This window comes from Mesorhizobium sp. M1E.F.Ca.ET.063.01.1.1, assembly GCF_003998155.1.
GTDB lineage: Bacteria > Pseudomonadota > Alphaproteobacteria > Rhizobiales > Rhizobiaceae > Mesorhizobium.
The window spans coordinates 1-9,663 of the sequence record NZ_RZSC01000173.1; the positions used below are offsets into that span (position 1 = coordinate 1).

Genomic DNA, 9,663 nt, shown 5'->3' on the forward strand with positions numbered 1-9,663 from the left:
GGCCTGAGCATGATGCGGGCGACGTCGCGCCGCTCGGCAATGTCGACGGCGATACGGCCGAGCGGCGAGATGGCGAAGCCGTCGGCGATCTTGGCCGGGACAATGATGGCATCGCCGAGGAACTCGGCGACCATCCGGTCCTTGGGCTGGAAATAGAGCTCGCGCGGCGTGCCGACCTGCGAGAACAGGCCGTCGCGCATGACGGCGACCTGGCTGGCGAAGGACAGCGCCTCGGCCTGGTCATGGGTGACCAGGATGGTGGTGATGCCCGCCTCCTCCAGAAGCTCGGCGACAGCCTTGCGCATGGAGGCGCGCAAGCCTGTGTCCAGCGCCGAGAAGGGCTCGTCGAGCAGCATCAGCCTCGGCTTCATCGCCATCGCGCGGGCAAGCGCCACGCGCTGCTGCTGGCCGCCGGAAAGCTCGTGCGGCCGGCGTTTCAAGACAGCCTTGTCCAGCCCGACGATATAGGCGAGCTCGACGATGCGCTCCATGCGCTTGTCCTCGCCGCGCGCCATGCCGAAACCGATATTGTCGGCGATGGTGAGATGCGGGAACAGCGCGCCGTCCTGCGCCACCACGCCGATGCCGCGGCGATATGCCGGCACGGCGGCGCCGCCATTGGCGAGCACCTTGCCGTCGAGCGCGATGCGGCCGCGATCCGGCGCCTCGAAACCGGCGATCAGCCTGAGCAAGGTCGTCTTGCCGCAACCGGACGGGCCGACAATCGCGGTGCGGCTGCCGCTTTCGACGGTGAGGTCGACGCCGGCCAGCGCCGCCACCTTGCCATAGTATTTCGCCACATCGTTGAGTTCGAGGAAGCTCATCGCCCAGCCATCCGCTTCGACTGGACATAGAGCATCAAGGTCATCGGCAGCGACATCGCGACCATGATCAGGGCGTAGGGTGCTGCGGAGGCGTAGTCGATCTCGCCGCTGTAGGACCAGAACGCCATCGCCAGCGTGCGGGTGCCGTTCGGCGCCAGCATCTGGGTGGCGGTCAGTTCATTGGTGATGCCGAGCGCCACCATCGCCATGCCCGCCGCGGCACCTGGCGCCGACAAGCGGATCGTCGTCGCCCACAGCGCCTTGAGCGGCGACCGGCCGAGGCTCGAGGCGGCGCGCTCGAGCTCCACCGGCGCCTGCGCGATCGAGGCGCGCAGGCTGACCAGCGCGCGCGGCAGGAACATCAGCGCATAGCCGAAGAGAATGGTGAACAGCGTCTGATAGAGCGGCAAGGCGATGCGCACGGTGATGGTTACCAGCGCCAGCGCGATGACGACGCCGGGCAGCGATCCGACGATGTAATTGCAGCTCTCGAGCAGCCGCTGCAAGGGGCCCGGCGCGCGGATCGATATCCAGGCCATCGGCATCGCGGCGATGGTGGCAAGCAGCGCGCCGGCGATGGCGAGGAACAGAGTCTGGCCGAGCGCCAGGCCGATCTCGTCCCAGCGCCAGACATCGACGCCGCCGGCGAGCAGCCAGCGGCCGACCGTGACGAATGGAACGCCGAGCGTGAGCAGCGCGGTGGCGGCGGGCAAAAACAGGCAAGGCAGCTTGGCGCGGCCGAGCCGGGCGCGCTGCTGCTGGCGCGCGGCGCCGGAGCCGACGCGCGCATAGCGCTCCTCGCCGCGCACGATCACTTCCACGCCAAGCATCACGAAGCAGCAGGCAACCAGCACGGCGGCGAGCATGTTGGCCGCCGGGCCGTTGAAGGTCGACTGGAACTGATCGACGATCGCGGTCGTGAAGGTGTCGAAGCGGATGAAGACATAGAGGCCGTATTCGGCAAGCAGATGCAGGCCGACCAGCAGCGAGCCGCCGCAAATGGCCAGCCTCAATTGCGGCACCACGACGCGGGCGAAAACGCGCCACGGGCCGAGGCCAAGGGCGGCGGCCGCATCCTCCAGCGCCGGGTCGAGCCGGCGCAGCGCCGCCGCGATCGGCAGGTAGAGGAACGGGAAATAGGCGATGACCGAGATGAGGACGCCGGCCCAGAGCCCATGCAGGCCGGGCACCAGGCTGATCCACGCATAGCTGTGGACGAAGGCCGGGATGGCGAGCGGCGCTACCGACAGCCAGGACCACAGGCGGTTGCCGGGCAAGTCGCTGCGCTCGGTCAGCCAGGCGAGCGCCACCGACAGCGCGATGGCGATCGGCACCGCCACGAGGACGAGCAGGATGGTGTTGACCAGAAGCTCGCCGACGCGCTGACGGAAGATCAGCGCCGCCACGGTCTCCCAGCCCGTCTGGATTGCCGTCCAGACGATGAAGGCAAGCGGCAGCAGCGCGATCAGCGAGATCAGGGCGGCCGCAAGCGTGATCCAAGACGCGGATCTTCGGCTCTGCGTTCCGGCAGCCGGCAAGCCTGACGGCGTAAGGTCGATCGCGGATGCCATCAGAGGATATGCATCGCCATGCGAGATGGATGAAGGCGATCCGATGAGCCGCTGATGCGGCAGGAAAGGCAGCTGATCGTCATCGACGAGGCCATCTCCAAAACAAAAACGCTCCCGCGGAAAGCGAATTCCCGCAGGAGCACGGTCGGTTGTCCTTTTAGGACGAACGCGAACTAAAGCAAGCCGGCTTGCGTCATCAGGTCGATGACCTTCTTGGAGTTCAGCGTCGCCGGATCGACTTTCGGCGCCTGCAGGTCAGGCAGCGGCACCAGCTTCGGGTTGGACCCGGCATCCTTGCCGACCGCATATTCGTAAGACGTGCCGGTCTTCAACACCTCCTGGCCCCCCTTGCCGGTCACCCACTTCAGGAACGCCTGGGCTTCCTTCGGATGCTTGCTCGAGGCCAGCACGCCGCCGCCGGAGATCGACACGAACGCGCCCGGATCCTGGTTCTTGAAATAGTGCTGCCCGATATTCTTGCTGTTCTCGCCGGTCTTGGCCTGATCGCCGAAGTAGTAATAGTGGTAGATCACGCCGCCATCGATCTCGCCGGCATTGACGGCCTTCATCACCGTGCTGTTGCCCTTGTAGGCGGTGGAGTTCTCCTTCATGGCTTTCAGCCAGTCGGCGGTCGCGGCCTCGCCCTTGAGCTGAAGCATTGCGCTGACGATGGCTTGGAAATCGGCGCCGGACGGCGAGGCGGCCCAACGGCCCTTCCAGCTCGGATCGGCAAGATCGAGCAGCGACTTGGGCAGTTGCTCTTCCTTGAGCTTGTCCTTGTTGTAGACAAAGACGGTGCTGCGCGCTGCAACGCCCACCCATTTGCCGGTCGACGGCTGGTATTCCTTCGGCACCTGGGCGAGGGTGTCGGCTTCGACCGGCGCGAACAGGCCGGCCGCCTCGACCAAGGCCATTGCCGGCGAGTTCTCGGTCAGGAACACGTCGGCCGGCGAAGCGGCGCCTTCGGCGACGATCTGGTTGGAAAAGTCGCTGTCGCCGCCGTTGCGCAGCGTGACCTTGATTCCGGTTTCCTTGGTGAAGCCCTTCGCCCATTCCTTGGCGAGGCTCTCATGCTGGGCATTGTAGACAATGATGCCTTTATCCTCCGCGTTTGCCGGGCCGGCGATCAGGCCGAGCGCCAGCGCGGCGGCGCCGGCGAGAATGGAAAGCGCAAGTTTCATGGGGCATCGTCCTCAAATCTGGAGACAGGGTTCAAGCACGGCTGCACTACCAATACCTGATAGTGATAGTCAACATTGTGAGGGTGGCTCATTCCGTCGCGGAGGCGTGAAAGCCGGCGCCACGCGGACAATTCCATGTGAATGGTGTGCGGCGGGATATCGCGGAGCGCCTGGCGGTGCCCGACGGCCATTCGTTCTTTCAAGCCGAGCAATGTCCGATCGCACGGGGCCCGTAATACCGGGTCCCGTGGGGCGGGGTTGCCGGGCGAACGCGGTCAGAGCCGTTCGGCTCGTACCTTCAGGATATGATACAGCAGCTCTCGAACGCGCCGCCAGATCGTCAATGGTCTGGGCATGGCTCCGCCTTCCGTTCGCGCGATCCTTGAGCCGCCGGTTCAGATGAGCTGCGCGGCCAGCGCCACTCCGACCAGCGAGGTGCCGATCCCCGCCGCGCGGATGGCGGCCGGCCGGCTCCGCAACGTCAGGGCGGCCAGCGCTCCGGTCGCGTGCAAAGCCAAGGTGCTGGCCAGGAAGCCGATCGCATAGGCCATGCCACCGACCGTCTCCGGAATCTCAAGACCATGGGCGTTGCCGTGGAAAAGGCCGAAGAGCGCCGTCAGCGTTGCTGCGAGGGCAAGCGGAAACGGCCTGGCGAGCGCAACCATGGCGCCGAAAATCACCAGCGACAGCGCGACCCCGGACTCCAGCGACGGCAAGACGGTACCGGCGATCCCCAGCATGGTCCCCGCGACCATCGCCGCGACGAAACACGCCGGCACGAGGATGGCGGCCCTGCCGCCGGTTCGCGCCGCAATGATGCCGACCAGTAGCATCGCAAGCAGATGGTCGATGCCGGCCAGCGGGTGTTGAAGGCCGCTCAAAAGGCCGTGGACATGAAAGCCCCCGCTGTGAGCGAAGGCCAGTGACGGTATGAGAACTGCCGCGGCCGCGGGAGCAAGCCTGGTGAGAATCGAAAGCATCCTGTTCATGGGTCTGAACCTTGTTTGAAAGGGAGAGGATCCGGGGTCAAAACCGGCGTTCACTGCCCGGGCATAGCGATTTCGGCCGCCGCGGACCTGTCGATCAGAAGCCGTGCCTCGCTGAAATCGAGAGGCCGCTGGCCATTGCCGTCATGATAGACGAATGCCAGGCGGCGTCGGTGTGACGTCAGCTTCGCGGGCAGCGGGTTGTAGGTCAGGCCGGCGCCACCGATCAGCGGCATCACGGCGCCGACATCGACGATATCCTGCGTCTCGACCCGCAGCAGGTGCAGGCGGCTGCCGTCGGCGGTTTCGCCGAGGAACGGAATGCCGGCGAGCCGCAGGAAACTGGATGGATCGGGTGCCCGCGCGAACCCGTCGAGAAAGGCTGTCTCAACGAGATCGAGATCGGTCGCGCGCTGATCGGCCGGCTCGGGCGCACGGTCGCGCGGCAAATGCGGCGTCTGCCACTGCAACGGTTTGCCGGCCGGCCCGTTGTGGCCGACGGCGTGCGGATGGTGATGGTGGCCGGTCGGGCCGTGATGGTGGTGGTGGTCGCCATGATCGTGGCTGTGATGATGATGGTCATCGTGCATGGTCAAAAGCTCGTCGGCTTGTCGATGATGGATTTGTGCTTGCCCAGCGTGCCATGGGCGACCATCGAGCCGAGCGCCTCGACGACGACCCGCACACCGAACAGCGCAGTGATGTCCGAGGTGTCGTATGGCGGCGAAACCTCGACCACTTCCAGCCCGCAAATGCCGGGCGCCGAGACCAGCCCGAGCAGCTTCAGCGCCTCGCGCGGCAGGAAGCCGCCAGGCTCGGGCCAGCCCGTGCCTGGCACGAAACCACAGTCGACGCTGTCGACGTCGAAGGAGATGTATACGGCGTCCGCGTCCTTCCACGCCAGTTCGAGCGCGATCTCCGCCGTCTTCTCCAGCCCCATCTGCTCGATGTCCGAAATCGTCAGTACGTTGGTGCCGCGCTTCCTAGCCTCGGCCACGCCATAGCGGGGCACTTGCCAGCCGCCGATGCCAAGCTGCACCAGATTGGCGGCCGAGACGTTCGGCAGGTTGGTCGCCCAATACCAGGGCGTGGTGTGCATGCGCTCGTCGAGATCCTTTTCCTGGATATCGATGTGGCGGTCGAAATGGATGATGCCGATGCGCTTCGAGGTGACGTCGGCGATGCCGCGCACGCAGGGGAACCCGATCGAATGATCGCCGCCCAGCATGATCGGCAGCGCGCCCGAGGAGGCGACGTGGCTGACGCCCTTGGTGATCTGGTCGAAGCTCTTTTCGAGATTGGCCGGAATGGTGAAGACGTCGCCGGCATCGCACAGCGTCATCTGCTCGCGCAGGTCGACGCCCAGCTCGTAGTTGTAAGGCGTGTAGAGTGCCGAGATGCGACGGATGCCCTGCGGCCCGAAACGGGTTCCTGGGCGGTAGGTGGTGCCGCTGTCGAAGGGAATGCCCATGACGGCAGCGTCATATCGGCCGACATCGCGGACATTCTCGACATAGGGCGCCTTGAGGAAGGTGTTGATGCCGGCGAAATGCGGCAGTTCGCCGCGCGCGAAGGTCGGGATTGACTTGTCGGTGATCGAATCCGATCCCGGCAGACCCATGTCCAGCGCCCATTTCTGTTCCTTGCGCCAGCCGTCCTCGGGCAGCTTTCCTTCCGCCTCGATCGACTTCCAGCCCTGCATGTCGCGGATCTCGAAGTTGGGATGATGCAAGCGCTGGCGCGGCTGGCGATCAAACAGCCCAGCCCGGCGATGCCGGCGCGCTGGAATGTCTCTGTGCATGAAAACCTCCGTTACGACGCCGTCGTCGTGATTGCATTGTCCAGTCGGGTCGTCCCGACCATCGCGGCCACTTCGGCCACTTCTCGTGCGGAAGCCCGGCTCTTGTGGTCGAGCTTCAGATCGTAGGTGATCGTCGCGCCGTAGGCGGACGGAAACTGGGGGTCGTGGCGCACCTTGTCGAAGACAAGCACGCGGGTGCCGAGCTTGAAGGCCTCGCCGATGTCGTGGGTGACCATGACCACCGTCATGCCGTGCTCGTTCCAAAGCTCGGTCAGCAATTCGTGCATCTCGACGCGGATGCCCGGATCGAGCGCCCCGAACGGCTCGTCGAGAAGCAGGATCTGCGGCCGGCCGAGCAGCGTCTGGGCGATCGCCAGCCGCTGCTGCATGCCGCCGGAGAGCGATGCAGGATAGAGGTCGCGCGCATGAGCGAGGCCGACGCGCTCCAGCATTGTTTCGGCCTCCTGCCTCGCGCGTCTGCGCCTGGCGCCAAAGACGCGGCCGAAAGGTCCGCCGGAGCGGAAGTCCTCGACCAGCAGCAGGTTCTGCAGCGCGGTCAGATGCGGAAACACCGAGTAGCGCTGGAAGACGATGCCGCGCTGCGGCGTCGGTTCCGGCACGATCGGCCGGTCTCCGATGACGACCACGCCGCCACTCTGCTGCTCCTGGCCGAGCAGGATGCGCAGGAAGGTCGATTTTCCGCAGCCGCTGGCGCCGACCAGCGACAGGAATTCGCCAGGCTCGGCGGTGACGCTCACGCGCTCCAGCACGCGGGCGTCGCCGTAGCTCTTTTCCAGGCCGTGGACGACGATGCGGCTCATTTGCCCGACCCCGGATGAGCCCAGGGGGAAACCACGTGCGAGAGCCGCGCGAGCAGCCAGTCGGTGGCGACGGCGAGCAGCGTTATCCAGACGACGTAGGGCAGGATGACGTCCATCGACAAGTAGCGCCGGACGAGGAAGATGCGGTAGCCCAGCCCCTCGGTCGAGGCGATGGCCTCCGCCGCGATCAGAAACAGCCAGGCCGGTCCGAGCGCCAGCCGCACGCAGGTGATGAGGCGCGGCATGGTTTGCGGCAGCACCAGCCTCAGAACCATGGTCCAGCTGTTGCCGCCGAGCGTCTGTGCCTTGGCGATGAGCTCGGGCGGCAGTTCCATGACCCGGTTGGCGATGTCGCGCACCATGACCGGTGCCACGCCAATGGCGATCAAGGTGATCTTGGCCGTTTCGCCGAGGCCGAGCGCGATGAACAGGATCGGCAACAGCGCCAAGGGCGGGATGACGCAGACAACGGTGACGAAGGGCAGGAGAAACGCCCTGACGCGCGGGATGAAGCCGATGGCGATGCCAAGCAAGAGCGCCACCAGTGTCGCCAAGCCGACGCCGGCGAACAGCCTGACCAGGCTGGCATAGGTGTCGGCCCACAGGATCAGGTCGCCGGAGCGCTTGTCCGGCACGGTCGCCAAATCGAAGAACGCCGACCACATCTGTGCCGGGGAAGGCAGCAGCTTGTCATTGGCGTTGACGGCCAGCCGTTGCGCCGAAGCGGACAGATAGGCCACGGCAACGGCCGCGAAGGGCAGCGTGCCAAGCAACACCGCTCCGCCACGCGAGACCGTGGCGTTGATCAGGCGAAGCCGTGTCTTCGGCACGCTGGGGGGCGGGCTGGCTGTGTTCGCGCCCGCCCCGGCTTGCACGGCACCGGTTCCTCTGGCCAGCATGACGATCGGTCCTAGAGCGTTCCGGCCGCCGCCTCCGCCATGAAGGCCGGGTCGAACCGCAGCTTGACGTTGCCGGCATCGCCCAGCGTCGAGCCGTCGGGGAAGCTCATGCCGATCACGTCGACAGTGGGCGCTTTGGTGCCCAGAATGCCGTGGCTGAACAGGAAGTTGCGGACGAGATCCATCGTCTTGGGCAGTTCGGCGCCCTTGGTGAACTCAACCGCCTTGGCCGGCTCGAAGAACATCGCCGTCGATGCGAGCTGGGCATCGAAGCCGGCAAGATCGGTGCCGGACGCCTTGGCCATCTCTTCCTTGGCCGCTTTGCCTTCGGGCATGCCGGAGGTCATCAGGGCCATCGCTTCGTACCATGCGCCGACGAGCGCCTTGCCGAGCGCCGGATTGTCCTTCAGCGTCGCGGTGTTGACGACCATCAGGTCGATGATCTCGCCGGGGATCTGTGTCGAATCGAATACCTTGTGGGCGCCCGGCATGGCGACGATTTCCGAGACCAGCGGATTCCAGGTGACGACCGAGGTGACGTCGCTGGTGCCATAGGCGGCGACCATGTCGGCATCGGAGGTGTTGACCACGGTGATGTCCTTCTCTGCGAGCCCGACCGTATCCAACGCGCGCGCCAGCAAGTAGTGCGAGACCGAGAGCTCCACGAGGTTGACCTTCTGGCCGGCAATGTCCTTGAGCGCGGTCTTGTCCTTGAGGATGACGGCATCGTTGCCGTTGGAGAAGTCGCCAACGATCAGCGCGGTGGTATCGACGCCGCCTCCGGCGGGGATCGACAGCGCGTCCATATTGGTCATCGAGCAACCGTCGAAGCCGCCGGCAGTGTACTGGTTGATGCTCTCGACGTAGTCGTTGATGCGGGTGATCTCGACGTTGATGCCGTATTTGTCGGCCCATTTCTTCATGATGCCGCTGTCGGCGAGATAGCCCCATGGCATCCAGCCGACATAGATCGACCAACAGATCTTGAAGTCCTTCTTGGGCGCCGCTTGCGCGGCCGGGATCAAGGGAAGGCTGAGTGACGCGGCCAGGACGATTGCAGCCAGCTTGCGAAGCATTGCGTACCCCTTTTTGCGGTCCGGATTGCATCCGGACTTTTTGTTGGGGGTTCACGGAGCGCGCATCCGGGAGAGGTTCGCGCCAGCAAACCCGTGCAGGGTTCTCCCGGGATTTTGGCCCGCCGTGTTCCGCCGGATGCCTCAATGCATCCCTGGCGGTTGCGTCTCTCGGACCAGCACCGTGATCGACACGGCCGGAACCCTAGACGCTCTGCACGCCGGTTACGAAGCAAGGGCCATGCCAATCTGAAAGCGCCTGCCTGAGGCTGGTTTTCCTGGGTTCTGGCGGCGATCGCGGCATGCCTATGGCGCAAAAATCATCGCAGCGCCGCCGAAATAAGCAGCATCGTGTCGTGCGACCGTCTCGGACATTGCGTGGGCCGCGCCGTTTCGCGAAATTTGAAAAGGCGCGGCGGTCGCCGCAAACTTTCGTGATTTTCCGGTACTTTGGCTTGGACATTATTTCGTTGGCCACGTAACAAACCAGGGCCGAGACGCGAACAT

Annotated in this window: 10 protein-coding genes and 1 riboswitch; all 10 genes read right to left on the bottom strand. The window is 65.2% G+C overall.

Annotated elements, in window-relative coordinates:
- Positions 1-824: ABC transporter ATP-binding protein (locus EOA29_RS14735; protein ID WP_145969675.1), on the bottom strand; the 824-nt coding region annotated here is incomplete at its 3' end.
- Complete coding sequence (locus tag EOA29_RS14740) at positions 821-2,395, bottom strand: iron ABC transporter permease (RefSeq protein ID WP_126091717.1); 1,575 nt, start codon at positions 2,393-2,395, stop codon at positions 821-823. The genes EOA29_RS14740 and EOA29_RS14735, both read right to left, overlap by 4 nt.
- Positions 2,396-2,568: 173 nt before the next feature.
- Complete coding sequence (locus tag EOA29_RS14745; RefSeq protein ID WP_126091718.1) at positions 2,569-3,576, bottom strand: iron ABC transporter substrate-binding protein; 1,008 nt, start codon at positions 3,574-3,576, stop codon at positions 2,569-2,571.
- Between the two features lie 395 nt (positions 3,577-3,971).
- Positions 3,972-4,565 carry a HupE/UreJ family protein gene (locus EOA29_RS14750; RefSeq protein ID WP_210211976.1) on the bottom strand — a complete coding sequence of 198 codons (594 nt, stop codon included), beginning with the start codon at positions 4,563-4,565 and terminating at the stop codon, positions 3,972-3,974.
- Between the two features lie 50 nt (positions 4,566-4,615).
- Complete coding sequence (locus EOA29_RS14755; RefSeq protein ID WP_126091719.1) at positions 4,616-5,152, bottom strand: hypothetical protein; 537 nt, start codon at positions 5,150-5,152, stop codon at positions 4,616-4,618.
- A gap of 2 nt (positions 5,153-5,154) precedes the next feature.
- Positions 5,155-6,363 carry an agmatinase family protein gene (locus EOA29_RS14760; protein WP_126091720.1) on the bottom strand — a complete coding sequence of 403 codons (1,209 nt, stop codon included), beginning with the start codon at positions 6,361-6,363 and terminating at the stop codon, positions 5,155-5,157.
- A gap of 11 nt (positions 6,364-6,374) precedes the next feature.
- Positions 6,375-7,184, bottom strand: a complete 810-nt coding sequence (locus tag EOA29_RS14765; protein ID WP_126091721.1) for an ATP-binding cassette domain-containing protein — start codon at positions 7,182-7,184, stop codon at positions 6,375-6,377.
- Complete coding sequence (locus EOA29_RS14770; RefSeq protein ID WP_245464864.1) at positions 7,181-8,083, bottom strand: ABC transporter permease; 903 nt, start codon at positions 8,081-8,083, stop codon at positions 7,181-7,183. Before EOA29_RS14770 ends, EOA29_RS14765 begins: the two co-directional genes overlap by 4 nt.
- A gap of 11 nt (positions 8,084-8,094) precedes the next feature.
- Positions 8,095-9,159, bottom strand: a complete 1,065-nt coding sequence (locus tag EOA29_RS14775; protein WP_127221080.1) for a putative urea ABC transporter substrate-binding protein — start codon at positions 9,157-9,159, stop codon at positions 8,095-8,097.
- Between the two features lie 101 nt (positions 9,160-9,260).
- Positions 9,261-9,376: riboswitch (guanidine-I (ykkC/yxkD leader) on the bottom strand.
- A 100-nt stretch (positions 9,377-9,476) separates the two neighbouring features.
- Positions 9,477-9,663, bottom strand: a 187-nt coding sequence (locus tag EOA29_RS42245) for a hypothetical protein (RefSeq protein ID WP_210213149.1), incomplete at its 5' end; no start/stop codon positions are given.